This is a genomic window from Demequina sp. NBRC 110053, from assembly GCF_002090095.1.
Classification (GTDB): domain Bacteria; phylum Actinomycetota; class Actinomycetes; order Actinomycetales; family Demequinaceae; genus Demequina.
In genome coordinates, this window is record NZ_BBRJ01000002.1 from 1,324,690 (window position 1) to 1,347,498 (window position 22,809).

Annotated in this window: 20 protein-coding genes and 1 tRNA gene; 6 read left to right on the forward strand and 15 right to left on the reverse strand. The window is 71.2% G+C overall.

The features are described 5' to 3' along the window. Window positions 1-2 precede the first annotated feature (2 nt). On the reverse strand, window positions 3-878 hold the full coding sequence (locus B7K22_RS06290) for a hypothetical protein (protein WP_084039105.1): 876 nt from the start codon (window positions 876-878) through the stop codon (window positions 3-5). Then, window positions 875-1,813 (reverse strand): hypothetical protein, encoded by a 939-nt coding sequence (locus B7K22_RS06295; protein ID WP_144276270.1) that lies wholly within the window; start codon window positions 1,811-1,813, stop codon window positions 875-877. Before B7K22_RS06295 ends, B7K22_RS06290 begins: the two co-directional genes overlap by 4 nt. Before the next feature lie 106 nt (window positions 1,814-1,919). Between B7K22_RS06295 and B7K22_RS06300 the strand changes: the two genes are divergently transcribed. Beyond that, window positions 1,920-3,764, forward strand: coding sequence for a cytochrome c oxidase assembly protein (locus B7K22_RS06300; RefSeq protein WP_084039107.1), 1,845 nt, complete (start codon window positions 1,920-1,922; stop codon window positions 3,762-3,764). Between the two features lie 955 nt (window positions 3,765-4,719). Then, window positions 4,720-5,778 carry a DUF4190 domain-containing protein gene (locus B7K22_RS06305; RefSeq protein WP_084039108.1) on the forward strand — a complete coding sequence of 353 codons (1,059 nt, stop codon included), beginning with the start codon at window positions 4,720-4,722 and terminating at the stop codon, window positions 5,776-5,778. A gap of 3 nt (window positions 5,779-5,781) precedes the next feature. On the opposite strand, the gene B7K22_RS06310 is transcribed toward B7K22_RS06305, so the two are convergent. The 4 genes from B7K22_RS06310 to B7K22_RS06325 form a co-directional block, all read right to left on the reverse strand. Next, entirely contained in the window at window positions 5,782-7,164 is a 1,383-nt protein-coding gene (locus tag B7K22_RS06310; protein WP_084039109.1) for a UTP--glucose-1-phosphate uridylyltransferase, read from the reverse strand. Window positions 7,165-7,311: 147 nt separating this feature from the next. Next, window positions 7,312-7,382, reverse strand: a tRNA-Gly gene (locus tag B7K22_RS06315). A gap of 47 nt (window positions 7,383-7,429) precedes the next feature. Next, a complete protein-coding gene (locus tag B7K22_RS06320) occupies window positions 7,430-10,042 on the reverse strand; it encodes an alkaline phosphatase family protein (RefSeq protein ID WP_084039110.1) in 2,613 nt (870 codons plus the stop codon). Window positions 10,043-10,051: 9 nt separating this feature from the next. Continuing rightward, window positions 10,052-10,960: an aldose epimerase gene (locus tag B7K22_RS06325; RefSeq protein WP_159448784.1), complete on the reverse strand. Its 909-nt coding sequence runs from the start codon at window positions 10,958-10,960 to the stop codon at window positions 10,052-10,054. A 179-nt stretch (window positions 10,961-11,139) separates the two neighbouring features. On the opposite strand from B7K22_RS06325, the gene B7K22_RS06330 reads away from it, so the two are divergent. Then, a complete protein-coding gene (locus tag B7K22_RS06330; RefSeq protein WP_084039112.1) occupies window positions 11,140-11,481 on the forward strand; it encodes a YciI family protein in 342 nt (113 codons plus the stop codon). 146 nt (window positions 11,482-11,627) lie between these two features. Next, the gene (locus B7K22_RS06335; RefSeq protein WP_084039113.1) at window positions 11,628-11,891 is read left to right on the forward strand and encodes a DUF6458 family protein; all 264 of its coding nucleotides are present in this window, start codon (window positions 11,628-11,630) and stop codon (window positions 11,889-11,891) included. A gap of 66 nt (window positions 11,892-11,957) precedes the next feature. On the opposite strand, the gene B7K22_RS06340 is transcribed toward B7K22_RS06335, so the two are convergent. From B7K22_RS06340 to B7K22_RS06375, 8 genes are all read right to left on the reverse strand, one after another. After that, window positions 11,958-13,286: an MFS transporter gene (locus tag B7K22_RS06340; protein WP_084039114.1), complete on the reverse strand. Its 1,329-nt coding sequence runs from the start codon at window positions 13,284-13,286 to the stop codon at window positions 11,958-11,960. Between the two features lie 113 nt (window positions 13,287-13,399). After that, window positions 13,400-14,380, reverse strand: coding sequence for an NAD(P)-dependent alcohol dehydrogenase (locus B7K22_RS06345; RefSeq protein ID WP_084039115.1), 981 nt, complete (start codon window positions 14,378-14,380; stop codon window positions 13,400-13,402). Further along, a complete protein-coding gene (locus B7K22_RS06350; RefSeq protein ID WP_084039116.1) occupies window positions 14,377-15,384 on the reverse strand; it encodes an NAD(P)-dependent alcohol dehydrogenase in 1,008 nt (335 codons plus the stop codon). Before B7K22_RS06350 ends, B7K22_RS06345 begins: the two co-directional genes overlap by 4 nt. Window positions 15,385-15,408: 24 nt before the next feature. After that, complete coding sequence (locus B7K22_RS06355) at window positions 15,409-16,143, reverse strand: DUF4386 domain-containing protein (protein ID WP_084039117.1); 735 nt, start codon at window positions 16,141-16,143, stop codon at window positions 15,409-15,411. Between the two features lie 95 nt (window positions 16,144-16,238). After that, the gene (locus B7K22_RS06360) at window positions 16,239-16,481 is read right to left on the reverse strand and encodes a helix-turn-helix transcriptional regulator (RefSeq protein ID WP_084039118.1); all 243 of its coding nucleotides are present in this window, start codon (window positions 16,479-16,481) and stop codon (window positions 16,239-16,241) included. Beyond that, complete coding sequence (locus B7K22_RS12065; RefSeq protein ID WP_159448785.1) at window positions 16,481-16,978, reverse strand: hypothetical protein; 498 nt, start codon at window positions 16,976-16,978, stop codon at window positions 16,481-16,483. The genes B7K22_RS06360 and B7K22_RS12065 overlap by 1 nt, the downstream gene beginning before the upstream one ends. Further along, a complete protein-coding gene (locus B7K22_RS06370; protein WP_144276271.1) occupies window positions 16,975-17,412 on the reverse strand; it encodes a hypothetical protein in 438 nt (145 codons plus the stop codon). Before B7K22_RS06370 ends, B7K22_RS12065 begins: the two co-directional genes overlap by 4 nt. Further along, window positions 17,409-17,822: a hypothetical protein gene (locus B7K22_RS06375; RefSeq protein ID WP_084039120.1), complete on the reverse strand. Its 414-nt coding sequence runs from the start codon at window positions 17,820-17,822 to the stop codon at window positions 17,409-17,411. Before B7K22_RS06375 ends, B7K22_RS06370 begins: the two co-directional genes overlap by 4 nt. Window positions 17,823-18,076: 254 nt before the next feature. On the opposite strand from B7K22_RS06375, the gene B7K22_RS06380 reads away from it, so the two are divergent. Next, window positions 18,077-20,104, forward strand: coding sequence for a GMC family oxidoreductase (locus B7K22_RS06380; RefSeq protein WP_084039121.1), 2,028 nt, complete (start codon window positions 18,077-18,079; stop codon window positions 20,102-20,104). Window positions 20,105-20,141: 37 nt separating this feature from the next. Beyond that, on the forward strand, window positions 20,142-20,813 hold the full coding sequence (locus B7K22_RS06385; RefSeq protein ID WP_159448786.1) for a DsbA family protein: 672 nt from the start codon (window positions 20,142-20,144) through the stop codon (window positions 20,811-20,813). Between the two features lie 29 nt (window positions 20,814-20,842). On the opposite strand, the gene B7K22_RS06390 is transcribed toward B7K22_RS06385, so the two are convergent. Further along, window positions 20,843-22,753 carry a sodium:proton antiporter gene (locus B7K22_RS06390; protein ID WP_159448787.1) on the reverse strand — a complete coding sequence of 637 codons (1,911 nt, stop codon included), beginning with the start codon at window positions 22,751-22,753 and terminating at the stop codon, window positions 20,843-20,845. Between the last annotated feature and the right edge of the window lie 56 nt (window positions 22,754-22,809).

The window sequence follows — 22,809 nt, forward strand, 5'->3', positions numbered from 1 at the left end:
GGTCAGGAAGGCCGATGCGGGGGCTGGCCTGCGTCGCCGTCGTCGCCCTCGAGAGGCCGGGCTGCCGGCGGCGTCGGCTCGGCGCCCAGCATCCCCGGCCCGTGTGGATCGGTCGAGGTCAGCGGCGGCGGGAGCGTCGACTCGCGGCGCTTGCGCCGGTCCTGGATCACGAGGGCAGTCGCACCGCCGACGATCAGCACGAACGCGAGCGCGAAGCCGCCCCACTTGAGCCACGGGCCCCAGTCGAACTGGTCGCTCGCCCCGGCGACGATGCGGATCTCGGGGACGGTGGCGAGGTCGACGAGCGACAGCGTCACGGTGTTCCCGGAGATGTCGCCCGCGTTCGCCTCCTCCACCAGGCCGGGGAAGGTGTAGGTGACGGCGATGTCGACGGCGGACGCGGCGAGCTCGAGGCTCGACTCGGTGACGCCCATGTCCGACAGGTCGAGCTGCTCTGGCCTGCTGAGGGTCACGACGTAGTCGTCGTCGATCACCTCGATGGAGGCTGCAGCGCCCAGCCCGGCGGCCTCCTGGGCGGCGGTCTGCAGCTCATCGATGGGCAGATCGGTGATCGTGATCTCGACGCCGGTGAGCTCGCCGTCGTCGTACTCGGCGACCTCGATCGCACCGGGGTAGCGCTCCTGCAGGTCCTGGAGCTCAGGCGAGTCCTGGGCGTCACCGGCGAGCGACTCGAGGTCGAGGCCCAGTCCCTGCTGCTCAGAGAACTGCGAGGCGACGGACTCGTCGAATGCGACAACCGCGTGCTGCGAGAACGTCAGGTCCTCCGTGAAGGTGGTGTCCGAGGTGACGCGCACGCATCCGGTGAGCGCCACGGCGACCACCGCGGCGACCCCGGCCCAGCCCGTGGCGCGCCTCACGACGGCTTGTGCTCCTCGCCATCGCCATCGCCTTCCGCCGCGACGCCGTTGCCTGTGCTTGAGGCGGCGTCGGGGGCGGCACCATCCGCGCGCAGCGGCAGCTCGGGCTCGGCGTCCTGCTGCACGGAATTCTGCTGCTCGGCGTCCTGCTGCACGGAATTCTGCTGCTCGGGGACCGGCTGCCCTGCGAGGTCGGGGGCGCCGTCGTCGTTCGACCCCTCGCCGGCGACGGGCGCGCCGGCGCCCTCATCGGGGGTCGGGTGCGTGAGGAATCCGGCCTCTCGCTCGGCCGTCAACGACGCCTCGTTCTCCGGCGCCTTGCGCCTGGTGGACGTCACGAGCACCACGGCGATCCCGATGCCGATGCCCATGACGGCCAGCACGAGCACGATGATCCACACCGGGATTCCGCCGCCCTCGACCGCCGCGCCACGCGCCTGAAGCTCATCGGGGGCGGTGATCAGATCCCATGTGACAGTGGTGCCGTCGAGGGTGCCGTTGTGCTCGGTCACCTCGCCAGGGAATGTGACCGCGAGGGTCGCCGTCGCATCGGCGGGGATGTCCACCTCGCCGAGCTCGGCGCCCAGGTCTGTCGGTGTCCCGCTGACGACGAACTCGTCGCCCTCGCGAGTCACGGTCAGTGTCTCGTCGGCGAGCTCGGCGATCGCCAGGTCCTCGAAGGTCGTGCGCGTCCCCACGAAGTCCTCGTCCTCGTACGGCTCCTGCGTCGCGCCCTCGATCGTCTCCGACTCGAGCGCGCCGGCCAGCTCCTCCTCGCCCATGACGTCAGCGAGACCCTTGCTGACGGCCATGACGAATTCGCCGCTCGCCGTGTCGTCCTCGTGGAGCGTGACGGACATGTCGACCTTGAGGCAACCGGCCAGGACTGCAGCGCTGACGACGGAGAGCGCGGCCACGCGCATCGCATTCTTCATGGGCCTACTCTCCCACAGCGCAAGGGCCGATGCGGGGGCCCGGCAACGGCGCTGAGCGACCCTCGGCGGGGCCAGCGACGCGCCTGCCCGCGCGTACCCTTAATCCATGCCAGCCGAGACCCTCGTCACGATGGCCGGCGGCATCCGCGATGTGGCGCTGGCGTTCACCGTTGGGGGGCTCCTGGCCATCGCGACGCTGCTGCCCGTGGGCCACCGCGCCGTCGCCAGGGCCGCCGCGATCGCCCGATGGGCGTCTGTGGCGTGGGCAGTTGCCGCAGTCGCGTACGTCTTCGTCTCCTACGCCTTCATCCGCAACTCGCCCGTCGATCCCGAGCGGTTCGTCGAGGAGGTCTGGGCCTTCGTCACGACCATCGACGTCGGCGTGGCCTACGCCCAGATGGCGCTCGGCGCGATCGTGGTGTCGGTGCTCGCCGCCCTCGTGCGCACGCCGGTCGCGGCGGCGTGGTCGCTGCTTCCTGTGGCCTGGGCGCTCGGGTGGCAGGCGCAGACCGGGCATGCCGCCGGCGCCGCCGACCACCACCTGGCGGTGTCGTCGCTGTTCCTCCACATCAGCGCATCGGCGCTGTGGCTGGGCGTCATCGGCGCGCTGCTCCTCATGCGTGGCCCGCTCGGCGGCGACGCCAAGCCGGCCGTGCTCCGCGGTTCGCGGATCGCGCTGTGGGCGGCCGTCGGGATCATCGTGTCGGGAGCGGCGAACGCGTGGCTGCGCCTGGCGCACGTCTCCGACCTCTGGTCCACCACGTACGGGCGACTGATCGTGCTCAAGATGCTCCTCATGTCGCTCGCCGTCGCGCTTGCGGCGCGGCACCGTCGGGTCGCGCTGCCGCGGCTCTCCGATGAGCAGGTGAGAGAGCGCTTCTGGCGCGTGATGATGGTCGACGTCGGCGCGCTGGTGGCGGTGGTGCTCACAGCCGTGGTGCTGTCGGGCACCGCGCCGCCGGTGCCGATCGAGGCCGTCGAGGAGCCCTCGCCGGCGTACTTCCTCACCGGCTACGAGCTGCCGCCGGCGCCGACCTTCCTGAACTGGCTGACGCTGTGGCGCCTGGAGATCCTCAGCGCCTTCGCCGTGGTGACTGCCGGCGCGGTGTACGTGAGGTGGGCGACGCGCCTGCGTCGCCGCGGCGATCGGTGGCCCTGGCACCGCACCGCATGGTTCCTGCTGGGCATCGCGGTCATGGTGTGGATCACCCAGGGCGCGCCGATGGTCTACGGCATGGTGACCTTCTCTGGCCACATGGTCGAGCACATGCTGCTGGTGATGGTCGCGCCGCTTCCCCTCGCCCTCGGCGCTCCGGTCACGCTCGCGCTGCGCGCACTGCCGGCGCGCACTGATGGCTCACGCGGGCCGCGGGAGTACCTGCGGGGCGTGATCGACTCGCGGGTCCTGCGGTTCCTGTCAAACCCGATCGTCGCGGCCGTGAACTTCGCTGGCTCGCTGGTGGTCTTCTACTACTCGCCGCTGTTCGAGTTCGCGCTCACCAACCACGTCGGGCACCTGTGGATGCTCGTCCACTTCACGCTCGCGGGCTACTTCTTCGCAAACGCCCTGGTGGGGATCGACCCCGGGCCTAACCGCCCGCGGTATGCGCTGCGCATCGTGATGATCTTCGCGACCATGGCCTTCCATGCGTTCTTCGGTGTCTCGCTGATGGCCTCCGAGGTGCTCCTCGCACCACGGTGGTTCGGGCTGATGGGGCGCGACTGGGGACCCGACGCGATCACGGACCAGCAGTATGGCGGCTCGCTGGCGTGGGGGATCGGTGAGCTTCCGGTGGTGCTTCTCGCGATCGGAGTGATCATCGCGTGGCGGCGTGCGGACGAGAAGGAGGCGCGGCGCAAGGATCGCCAGGCGGAGCGCGACGACGACGCCGAGCTCCGTGCGTACAACGCGATGCTCGCTCGCACGGCTCAGCGCGATCGCGATCGGTGATCCCCAGCGGTTTCCACAACTCGACGGTTGTCCACAGATTTCCTCCACAGGCCTGTGAAGTTCGGGTAAACGCGGAGCAATACCGGTGGACAACGCTGTGAAGAAAAGGTGGATGAAAAAAAGTCCGTGATTGGGCTTGCGCGCCCCCGCGGACCCGAGTACGACTAGTCCCATCGGAACTGCAGTTCCACCGCCTCGGGCGGGTCGCAGGACCCGAATCGGGGCCGATGGATCAGCTGCGCGACTCGGGTCACCCGGGTCGACATGCCTGGTACATCGGTAGGTGGGGCTGGAGAGCCGGACGCTTCGGACAACGTCGGTCCGCGTCGTCAGGATCCGCCTTCTGGCAGAACTTGGCGAACTGTGGGTGACGGCACAGGGGCTTGGCGGCCCGGAGCGTCGACCGGAAGGACACCACCCTTCGGGGGGTGTAGCCGCATCGTCAATCGCGGCCGTCGCGGTCGGGGAGTTATCCCCAGATCGCGAGAACTTCTCGGTCATGGCAAGGCCCCCCGCACTCCAATTGCGGGGGGCCTTCGCCTTGCCCGGCCGCCCTCGAGTGGCCGTTATCCCCAATCTACGACGGGCGCGCTCGCGCGTCGGGGACCGACACGCCTGCGGGGCTCCGTCCCGGCCGTCGCAGCTTTGGGGGCCTCGCGCGTGAGCGCGGTTCCGCTCGCCTCCGGCGCACGTACCCGCGTCCGTTGTACGTTGATCCACGAGGGTGCGACCCTCGACTGGAGGTGCGATGCCCGACCCGCAGCAGCCCGACGAGGGTGCTTCCGCAAGCACGCCCCCCGGCGTGCCATGGGCCGACGTCGTGAGGAGCGCTTCTGGCGCCAGCGCGCCCAGCGCGGGCGAGCCGAGCCCCTCAGCGCCGTCGCCCGCCGGTCTGGATCGCGTCGCCGATTCTGGAGATGACGGCTCGAGCGAGGCGGCAGGGCCACACTCGGATGTGGAGGGCTCCGACGAGATCGACGGCGCCGGATCGGGCGAGGACGACGGCGCGCATGCGCCGCTGCTCGACCCGAGCACGGGCGGGGCGGCCGTCCTCGCGGGCACTGCGGCGACGGCGCCCATGCGAGGCGAGCCGATGGCTGCCCCACCTGGCGAGGACGACGAAGCAGGAGATGCCGGGTCGCAAAAGCCCGCGACGGACGCCGGCGAGTCCGATCACGCCGCGATCGGCAATGAGGAGGCCGGCGATGGCGACGCGGCGGACGGCGAGCACGACGCGGTCGCTCTCGACGATGCCGCCACGGACGATGCTGTCGCAGAGGAGGCTGCCCCCGGCGAGGCTGCCACCGACGGTCCCGCCCCGGACGAGCCTGCGCGGCAGCCGGACGGTCAGGGCGACCAGCAGCGGACGGAGGTGCTTCCCGCCGTCGATGATCAGGACGATGGCGCGACGCAGGTCCTGCCGCCGGTCGTCGCTCCGGCCAGCCCCACGCCCCCCGAGGGCGCTGAGACGTCAGAAGCGGTCGACGAGGATGCCGGCGAGCCCGAGGTCGACCGCGAGTGGATGGGCATCGCCTCCTTCGTCACCGGAGCGCTGCTGCTCAGCCCCGTCGCCATCGTCCTCGGCCACCTGGGACTCTCAGCCGCGAACAAGGGGCGCGCCCGCCACCGTTCCTTCGCGCTCGCCGGGGCGATCCTGGGCTGGGTGGGGCTGGTCGCGCTCGGACTCGGCGCGTACTTCCTCCTCGCCGAGGGCACCTCGCCCGAGGAGATCGACGTCCAGGCCCAGCAGGACGTCAGCGCCCTCGGCGCGGCGGCCGCCACGGTGGCCGTGGAGACGGGCGCGGCGCCCGAGATCGATGCCGTCACCGGGGGCTACTCGGTGGGCGGCGCGACCATCGTGTCCGAGCTGTCGAGCGATTCCACGATGACGTACCGTGGCACGACTGCGTCGGACTGGTGCCTCGACCTCACGTTCGACGGCGGAACGGTCGAGGCGTACAGGTACACCGCCACGGAGGGCATGTCCGAGGGGTCGTGCGCAGACCTCGAGTAGGTCTCAGCCTTCGAGCGTGACGGCGTCCCCGACCGTTCCCGGTGCCCCGGCGTCCTCGAGGGTGGCGTCGCCCGTGACCACCGCATCGGCGCCAAAGGTCCAGTCGCCGCGGACGGTGAGCGAGGCGGCGGCCCGCAGGGATGGCGCGCCCTGGGGGAACCGCGCGTCGAAGTCGCCTACGGTCTTGTAGAAGCGCGGGTCGAGGTCGACGAGCGGCGCCTGGTCGACGGCGAGGCGCAGGGCGCCGTCCTCGTCGAGCCGGTACGCATCCGAGCGCAGCAGCAGCAGGTCGTTGGTGGTCTTGACGGGAAGGAACCTGTCGCGGCCCACGACGATGGAGGTCGCTCCTTCGAACACCTCGATCGCGGCGCCCATCGCGGTCTCGATCTGGAAGACCTTGGGCGAGCTCGCGTCGGTGGGGTCGACCGTCTTCTCGTTGCGGATGAGCGGCAGTCCCAGCACGGCGCCGCGCTCGGTCAGCGCCGCGTGAAGCTGCTCGAGGTCCCACCACAGGTTGTTGGTGTGGAAGTAGGGGTGGCGGTGCTCGTCGGTGAAGTAGTCCATCTGGTCCGGCGGGGTCTGTGCCGTATCGCGCAGGATCAGCTGGCCGTCCGCCTTGCGGATGGCGAGGTGCCCTCCCTTGCGGTCTGCGGCCGTCCGGCGGCACAGCTCGGCCGCGTACGGTGCGCCGGATGCCGCGAACCAGCCCGCGATGCGGGCGCTCGGCACGGCGCCCAGGTTGTCGCTGTTCGACGCGCTTGCGTACCTGTACCCGGCGTCGAGCAGGCGCTCGAGCACGCCCGATGACAGCAGCGCGGTGTAGATGTCGCCGTGGCCGGGCGGGCACCATTCGAGCGTGGGGTCAGCTGGCCAGGACACCGGCGTCATGTCGTCCACGCGGATCTTGGGCTCGCGGTTCTGCAGGAAGTCCAGCGGGAGGCCGTCCACGGCGATGTCGGCGTGAGCCGCGAGCGCCTCCAGCGAGTCCTCGCGCGTGCGGAAGGAGTTCATCAGCACCAGCGGGAGCGGAGCCCCCGTCGCCTCGCGGGCCTTCCGGACCTGGCCCGCGATGAGGTCGAGGAAGGTCTTGCCTTCGCGCACGGGCAGCAGGGACTTGGCGCGGTCCATGCCCATCGAGGTGCCGAGCCCGCCGTTGAGCTTGATGATGACGGTCTTTGACAGGGCCTGCGCCGCCGCGTGGTCGTCGATCTCGATGTCCTCGAGCCGGTCCGGCTCGAGCAGCGGCTCGATGGTCTCCTCGGGTATCAGCCCTGTCGCGCCCGCCTCGAGGGCCGCGTAGTAGTGGCTGAATACGTCGATCGCGGCGGGCGAGACGCCCCCGTCGCGCATCTTCTGCTGGGCCTGTGCGAGTCCGTCGGCGCTCATGGCTCCACTGTAGAGGGCGCCACCCCTCACTGTGACCGGTCACAGCGCTGAACTTTGAGTGACGCTGGACTTTGAGTGTCGCTCCGGCGGCTCGGCCCCGCGTCGCCCCGTGACGAAAGGCCCTCCCGCGAGAGGGCCTTCCATGGGAGCGGGTGACGGGAATCGAACCCGCGCTGTCAGCTTGGGAAGCTGAAGTTCTACCATTGAACTACACCCGCGCGCACCGCCCGAGCGATCGAGTCCACCGGCGGTGCAGGCCACCATACTAGCGGGGCGCGGCCTCGCCGCTCGAACCCGCATCGGCCCTCTGCCCCTCCCGGTGCCCGAGCTCCTCGAGCCAGCGCACGAGCTGGCGGTGCACCGCGTCCGCGCCGTACAGCCTCCCCGTCGGGTCGACGAGGTCGCGCCCGATGCGCCACGCGGCCGGGTAGACCAGCAGCGGCCGGGTCTGCCAGCCGCCCACGCCGCCGTGGCAGCCCACGAGCTCCTCGAACGCGGCGACCTCGTCCATGCTCGCGTTATACACCGAGTTGACGTAGATGTCGGGGGCATCGGGGAAGGCCGATGCGCGGGCGAAGTCCGCGGCCGTGTGCGCCGGGTAGCCCGCGAGGGGATCGTCGCCGGTGATGACGCCCGTGTGCAGGTCGCGCGTGCCACGCTCGCCGATCGCCAGCGGTCCGTCCTCCGTGCGCACCACCGCGAAGCCGATCGCAGCGTGCGCCGCGAGCGCGCCCACGAGGCCCGGGTGACGGCTCTCGAGCTCCGGCAGGGAGAGTCCGTGGTCGTGGTCGGTGAACCAGATCCCACCCAGGTTGCCCGAGCCGACGACGGCCAGGGAGGGGGTGCTCGCCGCCGCGTCGGGGCGGGCGGTTCGAACTCGCAGATCATCTGCATCGGTCGGCTCCTGGCGTGCGAGATCGTGCTCGGCGGCAGCAGTTGGTCTGTGACTTCGGCGCACAGCAACGGGCGCGGGCGGTTCAGCGGTCTCGTCGGTGCGGGCATCGGCGCGCGCGATTGCTCGCTCCGCCACCCGCGCAGTGCGCGAGCCGGCGCCGGCGAGCTCCGCGACCAGCAGCTCGGCGGGCGCGCCGGCGCCCTCGCGATCCCGCGCGACCGCCACGGCCCGACCTCCCGTGTGTGCCGTGACGAACCCCTCGAGGGATACCCCGGCGCGCTGCAGGAACGTGGCTCCCTGGCTCTGCCCGTGATCCGACACCAGCACGATGTCGTACTCGCGCGCCGCGATGCCGGACGCCGCGAAGCGTTCGATGGTGGCCACCACCGCGTCCAGCCCGGCGAGCGACGCGAGGGATTCCGGGCGCGCGACTCCCGCGTGGTGGGCGATCTCGTCGTAGTCGACATAGTCGACGTAGATCGACTTGGCTCCCGTGGCCATCGCGCCGACCACCAGCGAGGTGTTGAGGTCGCGCAGCATCACGTTGGTGACCCCACGCAGCAGCACGTAGGCTCCGCGGCGGTGGACGCGCGGACGCACGTCGCGCCGCACCTGCCGCCTGCCCTGGACGAGCTCCTTCACCATCTCCCCGAGCGTGAGCACGAGGGCGCGCGAGAACCCGGCCGGGTGCGCGAAGAACGTCGCATACGATCGCGAGTCCCCGAGCGCCGCTCCTGCGCCGCCCGATGCCGACATGGTCAGGTGCGACGTGGGAGCGTCGCCTGAGAACAGGTTGGAGATCGCCACCCCGCCGTCGGCGAGCAGCCCGCGCCCGTCCGAGATGCGCTGCTCGATGACCGCCGCATCGGCGGGCCTGTTGGCGACGAGCAGGCGACCCAGCGACCGGTCCCACCACCGGAAGGCAGGGATGTTGTCAGTGGAGCCGTGCAGGATGCCAGCCTGCGAGACCGGGGTGGTCGAGGGCACGCGCGCGGTCCACTCGGTCCCCGCGTGCGAGCCGTCGCGGATCCACCGCGAGATGGTCGGCAGGTTGCCGGCGCGCATCTGCTCAGCGAGCAGCGGCGCCGGCACGCCGTCGAGCTGGACGAAGACCACGCCGCGATGGCCGTCGTCCGGCAGGTCACTCGGGTCCGGCGCCATGCGGGACGCGTGCACCAGCAGGTAGTCGTCGGTGCCGACGGAGAACGCCCACGCGAGCACTGCGGTCAAGCTCGCGAAGACCCACGACGCCACGAGGGCCCACCACACCGAGTCGACGGTGATGCCAGGCGACAGCCACAGCGCGAGCCCGATCGTGATCGCCTGCGCGAACAGCGCCATCGCGAGCGCGCCACCCCAGCCGAACCGGCCCGCGACGAAGAGCGCGGAGGGCTGCAGCGCCCAGGAGACCACCGCGACAGCGACGGCCGCGAGCACCACGGAGTACCACGCATCCGCGCTCACCCCGGGCGTCGCCCAGATGGTCAGGCCCAGCACCGCGACCTGCGCGGCGATCTCGAGCGCGCGCCGCATCGGGCTGCGGGTCGTGCTGGCGACGGCGCGGCCGATGCGCCGGTCGCGCTCAGTCTGGAACCAGGCTCGGGTGGGGGCGTCCCAGGCAAAGAACAGGAGCAGCGCGTTCAAGGCGACCGCGGTGAGCGTGAGGGAGTCGTCCTCCTGGCGCCCGCTCAGGCTGTCGTAGGCGGTGGTCAGCATGCTGAAGGCGAGCACGACGGTGAGGATCACGCGAGCACCGTTGCGCCGTCGCGCCAGCGCGACGGCTATTCCCACCTGAGCCGTGCCCACGGCCGTGAAGACCACCCCGACCGCGACCGCATCGGCCGCGCGCCGCACCGGCTCCTCCGCGAAGGCCACGGCGGCGATGATGAGGAGCCCGAGGGCCAGCACCAGCAGTCCGCCGGCGACCGTGAAGATGATCAGCGCGGTGACGGTCCATGGTCTGCGCCGCCCGTGACCGTCCATCGGGTGGTCTCAGGCGTCACGCACGGTGAGCGTGAAGGTGGACGACCGCGTCTCGCCCGGCTGAACCAGGAACAGGCCGGTGCCTGGCACGTGGGCCTCGTCGAGGTTGAAGGCGTCGTTCGCGTTGGACACTGGCTCGAAGGCGAAGTAGCCCTGGCCGGGCGGTATGTAGAGGACGGCATGCTCGAGCTCGGCATCGGCGTGGACATCGACGGTGACGGCGCCCGGCCACTCGATGGTCGCGAGACGCTCGCCGCGCCTGTCCGTGAAGCAGTCGTCGACGAACTCCTGCCCGATCTCGCGTGCCTCGCGGAAGTCCGCTGCCGGGCGGATCTCGCCCGCGGCCTCGGTGGGCATGCAGTCCACGAGGTCGTAGGCCTTGTCGACCTCCATCTGGAGGCGTGCCTCGGGCGACCCGGCGACGGAGCGCTGGAAGTAGGGGTGGTGCCCGTAGCCTGCGGGGAACGTCTCGTGGTCGGTATTGGTGAGGCCGTACGTCCATCGGAACACCGGGCCGTCGAGCTCGTAGGTGAAGCGCGCAGTGAAGGTCCACGGCCAGTTCACGCCGTAGACCTCCCGAGAGGCGAGCTCGAGGACCACGCGGGTGTCGGTGTGCTCGACGACGTTCCACGGGTAGTCCCAGCCGGCGCCATGGATGGCGGTGCCGTCTGGGAAGTTCACGCGCAGCTGGTACGTGCGCCCGGCCCAGCGCAGCCTGCCGGCGCGGATCCGGTTCGACCACGGCACCAGCGGGTACGACGCGGTGTCGTTGGGTGCGGCGGCATCCGCCGGGCTCGGACGCAGCACGTCCGCCCATGCGCCGTTCACGCGCGCCTGCCCGAAGGCGACCGAGCCTCCCACCTCAGGCAGGAAGCCGATGCGCCAGTGCTCGTTCTCGATCGTCACGTCGTCGCTCATGCGGACATTGTTGCGTACGGCCTCGGGTGCTGACAGGCGACCCGCGCGGCGCCGGCGGAGCGCGCGCCGCGCGCCACAGCCCGCCATCCCAGAGAATGAGGTCACGATGTCGTGCATGGACGCTGTGATTCGTGGCGGTGACGGAGGGCGCACGGGGCGCCGCTCCGGAAGGAGGAGTCATGCAGTTCTTGATGCTGGTACTGGCGGAGCCGGTGGGAGCGGACGCGTCCGAGAGCGAGAGGCCGCCCATCGAGGAGTGGGGCGACAAGCATGTGAGCTCCGGGGTGAACCTGATGGGATCCCGTCTGCGTCCAGCGCCGCAGGCGCGCGTGGTGCGGCAGCGGCGGGGTGGGCTGGTCGTGACCGACGGCCCGTTCGCGGAGGCCCACGAAGTCATTGCAGGCTTCGATGTGCTCGAGTGCGACACGTGGGATGAGGCCGTGGCTGTGGCAGCCGAGCACCCCATGGCGTACGACGGCGCGATCGAGCTCAGGGCCTTCTGGCCGTTCGACGAGGACTGATACCGCCTCGTACATCGCCGATGCGCGGGCTTGGCGGGAATGTGGCGCGCGTCGAACGGGTTGGGACAGGTGCAAGCGTCGCCGTGGGGACAGTCCCCGGCGCACTCGCGCGAGTGGCGACGTTGCCCTACGGGAGGAGACCAGTCATGGCCATCGGCACCGGCATTTTCCTGATCGCAGTGGGCGCGATCCTCGCCTTCGCGCTCAACGAGAGCGTCGACGCGGTGAACCTGTACCTCGTCGGATGGATCCTGATGGGAGCGGGGCTGCTCGCCGTCATCATCTCGCTCATCGTCAACGCGCAGAACCGCAAGCGCACCACCGTCACCGAGCAGCGCTCGACCACCGCTCCCCAGCAGCAGGGCGGCCAGGTGTCCGAGCGTCGCGAGGACACCGGCCCCGCCGTGTGACGCCGCGAGTCCCCAGCCTGGAGCCGCGTCCCCGAATCCGGGGGCGCGGCTTCTCGCATGACCGGATCAGGGCTGGCTGGACGAGTCCTCGATCTGCTGGGCCCTGAGGCGCACCAGGGCGTCGTCGCGCGGGTTGGACGCATCCGGGTACGTGAACTCGAGCAGCGGACGGTGGCGATGTGCGGTCACCTCGAGGTTCCAGTGCCGCACCGACCAGATCACGGCCAGCACGCCCACGAGGACGGCCGCCACTGCGCCAGCCCCGATGGCCCATCGCGGGCCCACGTGCTCCCCGATCCATCCCACGAGGGGAGAGCCGAGCGGCGCGCCCCCGACCAGCACCATCATGTACAGCGCCATCACCCGGCCGCGCATGCGCGGCTCCGTGGTGGTCTGGATCGCGGCATTCGCGGTGGTGAGCATGGTGAGCGCCGCGAAGCCCACCGGGATGCATGACAGCAGGTACAGCGGGTAGGTGGGCATGAGCGCCATGACGCCGCTGGCGACGCCGAACAGGATCGCCGCGCCCATGATGAGCCGCAGGCGCGGCTGGCTGCGCCGTGCGGCGACGAGCGCTCCCGTGAGCGAGCCGATCGCCAGCACCGAGCCGATCAGGCCGTACTCCTCAGGTCCGCGGCCGAACTCGATGCGCGCCATGAGCGCGCTGGTGAGCTGGAAGTTCAGCCCGAAGGTCGCGACCACGCAGACCACCACCATGACGACCACGATGTCGCGCCGGCCCCGGACGTACCGCAGCCCCTCGCGCACCTGGCCCTTGCCGCGCTTGGCGCGTTCGATCCCGCGCAGCTCGCGCGCGCGCATCAGCAGCAGGGCGACGATCGTGGCGACGAACGTGAGGCCGTTGATCATGAACACCCAGCCCGGTCCCACGGCCGCGACCGTGAGGCCCGCGACCGCGGGGCCCAGCAGCCGCGCGGCGTTGAACGAGGCGCTGTTGAGTCCCACGGCGTTGGGCAGCGACTCCGGAGGCACGAGCGACGCGACGAAGGTCTGGCGCACGGGAGTGTCGAGCGCTCCCACGATGCCGAGACCCAGGGCGAAGAGATACACGTGCCACAGCTCGACGTGCCCGAGCAGCACGAGCGCTCCGAGGCCCGCGCCGAGCGATCCTGCAGCGGTCTGGGTCACCAGCAGCAGTCGGCGAGGGTCGAAGCTGTCGGCGAGCAGGCCCGCCCATGGCGACAGGAGCAGGAAGGGCAGGAACTGGAGCGCAGTGGTGATGCCGACCGCGACGCCCGAATCCGCCGTCAGCGTCGTCAGCACCAGCCAGTCCTGGGCGACCCGCTGCATCCACGTGCCCACGTTCGACACCAGCGCCCCGGCGAACCAGAGGCGGTAGTTGAAGAAGCCCAGCGACGCGAACGTGCGGCTCATGAGACGGTGCACGAGCGTCGACTGGCCATGTCTCCAACCTAAGCCACCGCACGCATCGGCCTTGCCGCCAGCGCCCCTCGCCCGCAACGCGGAGGTGCGTGGCCGATGCGCGCTCAGGTGATCTGGAGCACCAGCTTTCCGGCGACGTGCTGCGATTCGAGCCGAGCCATCGCCGCGGCATGCTCCTCAAGCCGGTAGACCCTTTCGACGATGGGGCGCACCGCGCCGGCCTCGACCCATCCGAGCGCCCGGGCGAGGTCGTCCGCCGTGTGATCCTCCCGCGCCGCCACCAGAGCCACGCGCTGGCGGACGGTCCATCCGGCGACCACTGAGCGGTACATGCCCCAAGCCGGCCCGAGCATCGGCCCGCCTCCCAGCGCTCCCGCCGGGGCATAGACGCCGTCCGGAGCCATGATCCGCCGCAGGCGCCGCAGCGGCGTGGTCGCGACCGTGTCGAAGACGATGTCGAACGTCTCGCCGGCGTCGAGAACGGACGCTCGGGTGTAGTCGATGACGCGGTCCGCGCCGATCTCGGTGACCATGGTCGCGTTGCGGTCCGAGCACACCGCGACCACGCGCGCGGCGCCCAGCACCCGGGCGAGCTGCACGGCCATGTGGCCGACTCCGCCCGAGGCTCCGATGACGAGCACCCGCTGTCCCGCGGGGGCGAGAGGTGCGAGCCCGTAGAGGGCGGTGAGGGCGGCGATCGGAGTCGCGGCGGCCGCCTGGTCGCTCAGCGACGGCGGGATGCGCGCGAGGCGGCTCTCGGGCACCACCACCGCCTCCGCCGCGCCGCCGAACCCGGCGAAGCCGCACACGCGGTCTCCCACCGTCAGGCGCTCGACGCCTGACCCGACGGCGTCCACGACGCCGGCGATGTCCGAGCCCGGCGTTCGCTCGCCGGGACTGCGAAGCCCGAAGCGGAGCCGGGCGAGCCACGGGTCGCCCCGGTACACATGCCAGTCCCACGCGTTGAGCCCCGTCGTGCCCACGCGAATCCGGACCTGTCCGGGCGCGGGGTCCGGCTCCTTCACATCGTCGCGGAGCACGTGGCTCTCGGGACCGCCGTACCGGTCGTAGGTGACCGCTCTCATGGCGTCACGACCACCTTCCCGCGTGCGTGGCCCGATGCGACGCGCGCCATGGCCTCGGAGCCGCGGGCGAGCGGCAAGACCTCGTCGATGAGGGGAGTGACCGCGCCGTCGGCGAGCAGCCGTGCGATCGCCTCGAGCTTCGCGGTCGAGGGGGTCGACACGAAGCCTCGGTAGCGCCGGCGCAGCAGGAGCCGCCGCGCATGGGTGCGCACCACGCGCATGAGCGCGCCCCCGTCGGGACCGTCGAGCCCGCTGTTGGGCAGCACCACGCCGGTGGGCGTGGTGAGCGCATGGAGCGACTCCATCGGAACGGCACCCACGTTGTCGAAGATGACGTCGAACCACGCGGGCAGGTCCGTGACGGCCTCGCGGGTGTAGTCGAGCACGGCGTCGGCTCCCAGCGCTCGCACCGTGTCGACGTTGCGCGTGGAGCACACGCCGGTGACGTGCGCGCCCGCGGACTTCGCCATCTGGACCGCGAACGAGCCGATTCCGCCCGAGGCGCCGATGACGAGCACGCGCATGCCGCTCGCGTCGGTTCCCGCGGGCATCCCCGCAGCGTCGAGGCCGTCGCGCGCGGCGAGCGCCGCCATCGCCGATGCAGCCGCGTCGACCGCACCCACCGAGGCAGGGATCCGGGCGATGCGATCCGCGGCTGCCGTTGCGTACTCGGCGAGGGAGCCGCTCGCGGCCTCGCCGAACACTCGGTCTCCCCGACGCCAGTGCTGCACCCGGTCCCCGACGGCCACCACCTCGCCCGCGACGTCGTGGCCGCGCACCGAGGACTTGGGCCGCCGGAGCCCACCGTCGAGGCGGACCATGCGCGGCACGCCGCGCACGTAGAAGACGTCGGCAGGGTTGAGCGCGGCGGCCTCGACGCGAATCAGTACGTGGTCGGGTTCCGGCGCCGGGAGGGGCAGCGACGCCGAGGTGAGCACGTCGGCCTCGCCATAGCGGGTCTGGACGATCGCCTTCATGGTGGTGGGGAGGGTGCGAGTGGTCATGGCGGTGCTCCTGGTGAGGACGCCTCAGCCGCGCGCGACGGCGGCTGAGGTCGAGGACGGGGACGGGGCCGATGCGCGTGCGGCCTCGCGGGGCCGGATGCCCTTGACGAGCAGGTAGCCGATCATCCAGAACTCGCCCACGGTCGCGACATAGGCGAGGCCCTCCACGAGCGCGCCGGGCGCATCGGCGACCCCGTACGCGAGCAGGCCGGACGCCACGTAGCCGGCTCCACCGGCGATCAGCAGCCACCCGAGCACGACGGGGAAGCGGCGCGTCGTGACCGCGACCCAGCCCATCGGGATCAGCCACAGTCCGAAGAACAGGTTACCCATGCCCCATGCCCCCGTGCTCAGCTGGACGAGCGTGCCAACGGCCGTCGACGCATCGGCCGTCCCGACGAGACCCGGGTCGCCGGCGATGGCGACGGCCGTCGCCATCGCCGCGCCTGACGTCATGATGGCGGCGGCGTTCATGAGCCCGAAGGTCGCGACCGCGAAGGCGGCGACCGGGCGGACGTCGCGCAGCAGTCGGTAGAACCACACCGCGACGAGCGCCTGGGTGAGGACGGTGAGCATCTCGAGGCCCACGGCGGCCGCGGCGAGCTCGGGCCGGTCGGCGAGGTTGCCGAGAGTCTCGGCGGGGTCGTCGGTGAACAGCTGCGGGCGCACCACGAGGAAGCCCAGCATGCCGCTGAGGCCGAGCCCCAGGTAGGCGAGGCCGGTGCCGCGGGCGGTGCGGATGGTGTCGGTGGTCGTCATGTCTTCTCCTTGTCGCACCCTGGCAAAGGGTGCACTCGCTAGAGGTCACGTGCCGTGACCTGAGTGGTGGAAGGGGAGTGAGCCCCGAGGGCGGCCTAGGCCTGCTCCTCCTCGGGGTGGTCGAGCTCGGGGTACTGGAACACGTCATCGAGCGGCACCTGGAAGGCGCGCGCGATCTGGAAGGCCATCTCGAGCGAGGGCGAGTAGCGGCCCTGCTCGATGGCGATGACCGTCTGCCGGGTGACGCCGATGCGCTCCGCCAGATCGGCCTGAGTGATCTCCCCATGCGCGAACCGGAGGGCTCGGATGGAGTTGGTGACCTTGGTGGAGCGGCCCATCAGAAGCCTCTCCTGTACGCGCGGATCTTGACGATGGTCTCGACCAGGCCCGCGATGGCGCCGGTCACGAACAGCGCGTTGCCGATCCAGAAGCTGTCCGCGTCGACCATCGCGAGGACGAGCGCCGCGAGCATCCCGGCGCCGATGACGCCCTGGGTGCTGCGATTGCCCAGGCGTTCGATCTCCTTGTCGCGCTCGTCGGAACTGAGGTCGGTCTCGGGGTCGCGGCCGCGCGCGGCGAGCCCCACGGCACTGCCGATCGCGCCCAGGATCGAGCCCACCACCGTGCCGACGATGGAGATGCCGATCGCCCAGATCATGGGCACGACCCACTCGACGTCCTCGATGGGCCCGGCCAGCGCGCGCGGGATCACGACGGCCGCGTAGGTGACGGTGGTCGCGATGAGGACGACCAGGTAGACCCACACGGAGCGCTCGTCGAGCGTCATGGGGCCGCGCTCGTCCTCGGCGGGCTCGCGGTAGGCGTGCTCGGTCATGCATCGAGTCCTTCCCGGTAGGCGGCGATCGCGGTCGCGGCGCCGGCGAGGGAGCCGAGCCAGGTGACGAGCAGCAGCGTGTTGGCGACCCAGAACGCGTCCACGTCGAGCGCGAGCATGACGATCGCGGCGAGCACGCCCAGGCCGGTCAGCCCGCTCGAGGCGAACTCGGCGCGCAGCTCGATCGCGCGGGTGCGCTCGTCCTCGAGCCGCTGGCCGCGGTGCTGCCACCGCACCACCGCGTACACCACGGCGTAGGCGGCGGCCCCGAGGCCGACGCACCACAGCATCGGCCCCTGCCACGCCACCTCGGCCAACGGCAGCCCGTCGCTGATGGCGCGCACGGTGACGATCACCAGGTAGGTGCCGACGGCGGCCAGGCTCAGCAGTGTCCCGACCAGTGTGTGGCGCTGCGAGAACTCCATCGCGCTCACGCCCCTCTCGCGTACAGGACGGACTTGGCGATCACGCCGAACACGGCTGCGATCGCGAAGGCGAGAAACAGGGTGTTGGTGATCCAGAACGGCTCGACCTGCAGCAGGCCGAGCGCCAGCGGCACGGCGGCGAGGGCCGAGAAGACGTAGAACGTGAGCGCGTCGCCGCGGGTGGTGACGGCGCGGTCGCGCTCGTCGCTGCGGCGATCCTGCGGGCGGCCGTAGGCCATGCCGCGGCCGAGCGCGTGGACGATGAAGGACGCGAGCAGCGTCCACAGCAGCGCGGGCACGTAGTTCACCTGAGCTGCTGCGGTGTCACCCAGCTGGATGGCCAGCCAGATCACGTAGACGAGCGTGGTGGCGCCCGCCGCGAACCCGTAGGCCCACTGGAGCTTGTGCTCGTAGGTCATGTCCCCTCCCGATGTCAAAAGTTCTTGACACGGAGAATGTAAGCCACGCCTGACACCATGTCAAGAGTTCTTGACACGGCTCCTCCCGCCGCAGTTGCGCGAGTTGGGCCCAACTCGCTCGCTTAAGCGCCTAGACGCGCGAGTTGGGCCCAACTCGCGCAGGTTCGCGGGTGGGGAGGGCGAAGGGACGATGCTCCCTCGGGCCGGCCCCGCCACGAAACGTGGTCGTCACGCGGGCGGCTTAGGCTGACGACATGACGGGGGTCGATGACGATGCGCTCGCCGCTTGGGCGGACGCGATCCTCCCCGCCTCCGAGAGCCGCGCAGCACGCCAGGACGGCACCGTCGCCGAGGTGGCGCACGTCCTGCGCACCGACCACCCTGACTGGGCGCGCCGCTTCGCCGAGCTCGACCGCCGCGCCAAGGGCTCCGACGCGGCCGCTCTCGCGCACGACCCGGACGCACGCTGGCTCGCACGCCTGATCGCGCAGGTCCACGTGTCGCGGCCCGCCACATGGAGGTCGATCGGCTGGCGCGACGCCGCCGGCAGGCACGCAGAGCGTGCCGACCTGCCGGACGAGGTCCTCGCCTGCGTCACACCCCGCACTGAGCTGAGGCGCCGCTACGACGCCGTCGTGATCGGCTCCGGCGCGGGAGGCGGAGTGGCCGCGCAGGAGTTCGCCGAGGCGGGTCGCACGGTCCTCGTGGTAGAGCGTGGTGACGTCCCCACCACGGCGGCGCTCGCGACCGATCATCTGCGCAATCCGCGCTCCGACTCCCGGCTCGACGTGCTGTCGGGACCGCCCATCGGTGGCAACCCGCGCATCGGCGCCGACGGGGCGGAGCTCGACCCGTCCGACCCGCGCTGGGGCAACAACGCGATGACGCTCGGGGGCGGGACGCGCGTGTATGGGGCGCAGGCGTGGCGGTTCTGCCCCGAGGACTTCCGGATGGCCTCGACCTACGGAGCGCCTGAGGGCTCGGCGCTCGCCGACTGGCCCGTCACGTACGAGGACATGGAGCCCTACTACGCGCATGCGGAGTTCGAATGGGGCGTGAGCGGCGCCTCCGGCAACGCGGTCAGCGAAGGCCGACGCTCCAGCCCGTATCCGCTGCCGCCCATGCCCCGCAACGCCGCCGCCCAGCGCCTTCATGCGGGCGCGCAGCGGCTGGGCTGGAGCACCCAGCATGTGCCCCTGCTCATCAACTCCGAGCCGTACCGCGGCCGTCCGGCGTGCGTGCGGTGCTCGCAGTGCGTGGGCTTCGCCTGCCCGGTCGGTGCGAAGGCCGGATCGCACAACACCACTCTCCACAGGGCGGGGCGCACCGGTCGCCTCACCATCGTCTCCGGCGCGCAGGCCGTGCGGCTGGTCGCCGCCAGCGGCGACCGCGTGACCGGGGTCGTCCTGCGCGGCCACGACCGGCACGGCCCTTGGGAGACCACGGTCGAGGCCACCGAGTTCGCGCTCGCGGCCGGTGCCGTCGAGACCGCTCGCCTGCTGCTCGCCAGTCCCACCGACCGCGAGCCGGCCGGCATCGGCAACAACCAAGACCAGGTGGGACGCCACCTCCAGGCGCACATCTATGCGGGTGCGATCGGAGTCTTCGCCGAACCCACCGAGGATGGCCTCGGGCCGGGGCCGGGGATCGCGACCACCGACTTCCGCCACGCCAACCCTGGCCTGGTGGGCGGCGGAATGCTCGCGAACGACTTCGTCCCGACCCCCGCATCGGCCCTCAGCACCCTGCAGGACGCGGGATTGCTGCCCTACCGCGGCGAGGAGCTGCTCACCGGTCTCGCGCACCTCCTTCCTCGCCTGCAGCGCGTGGTCGGGCCGGTCCAGGAGATGACCAGGGCCGATGCGCGTGTCACCTTGGACGGCCGCGTCACGGACGCGGTGGGCATGCCAGTGGCACGGTTCGGCGGCGACGTCCACCCGGAGGACCTCAGGGTCCAGACCTTCCTCACCACGCGGGCTCAGGAGTGGTTGCGCGCCGCCGGTGCGGCCACCGTCGTGCCTCTCGCCGCGCGGACGCTCGGCCAAGGGCCGAGCGTCGGGCAGCACCAGGCGGGAACCTGCCGCATGGGAGCTGATCCAGCGGCCAGCGTGCTCGACCCGTACGGCCGGGTGTGGGGTCACGACAACCTCCTGGTGGTCGACGGCTCGGCACATGTGACCAACGGCGGCGTCAACCCGGTGCTGACGATCATCGCGAACGCGTACCGGATCATGGATGCCGCGGTGAGCTCCGTGGGAGCGGACGACGGGTACGCGGGGTGACGTGGAATCCCCGCGTGCGCCCGCGCGTTCGGGTGGCGTGACCGAGACGACTGAGACCTCCGTGAACGACGACGCCGCCGCTGGACCCCTCCGCATCGACGTGTGGGCGGACATCGTGTGCCCGTGGTGCTACGTGGGAGAGGCTCGCCTGCGCGACGCCGCCCTGCGCACCGGGCTGCCCATCGAGCTGGTGGTGCACGCCTTCGAGCTCGACCCGCGCCAGGACAGGCCCGAGCGGGTGCTCGAGATGCTGTCGCGCAAGTTCGGCGTGCCGCCGGAGCAGGCGCAGCAGATGGACGAGCGCGTCGCTGCGCTCGCCCGTGCGGAGGGCCTGCCCTACGTGTCCGACCGCGTGACGGCGAACACCTTCGACGCGCACCGGCTCATCGCCGCCGCAGCGGAGGCCGGACTCGGCCTCGAGGTGCGCGAGGCCATCCAACGCGGCCACTTCGCCGGCGAGGTCGATCTGTCGAGCCACGACCAGCTGATCGCCGCGGCTGTCTCCGCAGGTCTCGATCGCGACCTGGCCGCGCGCGTGCTCGATGGCGAGGACTATGCCGCGTCCGTGCTCGCCGACGAGTCCCAGGCGCGCGAGCTGGGCGCCACCGGCGTGCCGTTCACGGTGGTGGGTGGGCGGCTCGCCATCCCCGGCTGTGTCGAGACCGAGCAGTACGCACAGGTCATCGAGCGCGTCGCCGCCGACGTCTGAGTCGACGAGGCTGAGCCAGCGGGCCTGGTTCAGCCGGCCGGGGTCGAGTCGGGTACGCCCGGTTCCGAGGGTGCCGACGGCGCGGACGACTCCCGCTCGAGAGCACGCTCACGCTTGGACTGGCTGGGAGAGAAGTACAGCACTGTCGCGCCGGCCTCGGGCGTGAACCTCTGCTCGTCGGAGTAGAGCCGGAAGCTGCCGAGCGCACCCACCTCGCCTACGAGCATCCACTCGACCCCCCGCGCGCGCTGGCGCTCCTGCCACTGCGTCCAGCCGAAGTCCGAGGTGAGCCTGGTGGTGTGGATCGACCAGCCCTGGCTCGCCCGGTCGTTCAGCTCGACGTAGTCCCACCGGCCATCGAACGCGAAGGATGCGCGCCTCTCGAACGGGAGGCGGCGCTCCTCGTGCGCGGACTCGCCGTGCGTGGCGATCATGAAGGTGCGGTGGTACCCCAGCTCCGCGCCCCAGCTTCGGGCGACCAGCGCGTTGTAGTAGTCGTTGTCGGTCGCGCACAGGGCGTAGCTGAGCGTCGAGGGGTCGAGCTCACGCTCGGCATGCTCCGACAGGACCTCGCCAAAGTAGGTGGGGACCCCCTGCATGCGCAGGGGCTGCAGGCGCTGGTAGGACCCGTCCGCCACCGTGACCGCGACCTTGAGGCTGCGAAGGGCGTCCGCGAGCGACTGCGTCCATGGCGAGGCGCCCACGATGAGCAGCCCGTTCGACTCGCCCGACGCGAGCCCCAGCCTCCTGGCCAGCCAGCCGATCGAGAACCCGTGCGCGAGCACCGTGCAGATGATCACCAGGAAGACGGTCGGCAGGAAGGCGTCGCCGTCCTCGTAGCCAGCCGCGACGAGCTCGGGGCCGAACACGCCGGCGGTGGCGGCGGCGACGATGCCGCGAGGGGCGATCCAGCCCAGCAGCACCCGGTCCTGCCAGCGGATGGGCGAGCGGATGGTCACCAGCGCGACGGTGAGGGGTCGGACCACGAACATCAGCGCCGCGATGAAGGCGAATGTGCGCCAGTCGATGCTTGCGAGCTGCTCGAGCTCGAGCTGAGCGGGGATGACGATGAACAGGCCCGACAGCACCACCACGCTGATGGACTCCTTGAAGTCGAGCAGTCTCTCGCGGTCCGCGAGGCGCATGTTGCCCAGGACCAGCCCCATCAGCGTGACGGCGAGCAGCCCTGACTCCGAGACCACCTGGTCGGCGAGCGAGAACACGACGAGCACGAGCACCAGCAGCAGCGGCGAGCGCAGGTGCGCGGGGATCAGGCCGCGCCGCAGCAGCACCCCCACGCCGTAGCCGACGCCGCCGCCGAGCACCACGGACACGACGATCGCTCCCAGCAGCATCACGACCACCGCCGCGAGGCCCACGGCCTCCGTGATGAACTGCAGGTCGGCCTCCACGTCCGCGTCCTGGATCATCACGTACACGAGCGTGAGATAGGCGAGCAGCACGCCGATGGGGTCGTTGATGATCCCCTCCCACTTGAGCAGCGCCGCGGACTCCTTGCCCAGGCGCGCCTGGCGCAGCAGCGGGATGATCACGGTCGGACCTGTCACGACCAGCAGTGCGCCGAGCACCCAGGCGACGGGCCACTCGAATCCCCCCACCCAGTGCGCGGCGGATGCCCCGAGGATCATGGCGATCGGTGGCCCCAGGAGCGTGAGACGTCGGATGCCCTTGCCCACTCGTTCGATCTCCCGCAGGCGCAGATCCATCGCGCCCTCGAACAGCACCACGGCGACGCCCAGGCCGATGATCGCGCTCACGTCCTCGGACTCTGACGGCACGTCGACGATCCCCGTGAAGGGACCGAGCACCAGACCCACCGCGATGAGCACGACGATGGCCGGGATCCTCAGCTTCGCTGCGAGCACCTGCGCGGCCAGGCCGGCGGCGAGGATCACCACCAGGGAGGTAGCGACTGTCATGGTGAGAGCGTAGACCTCGCGCCCGCTCACAGTGCGGCAGGTTCCCGGCTGCGGCA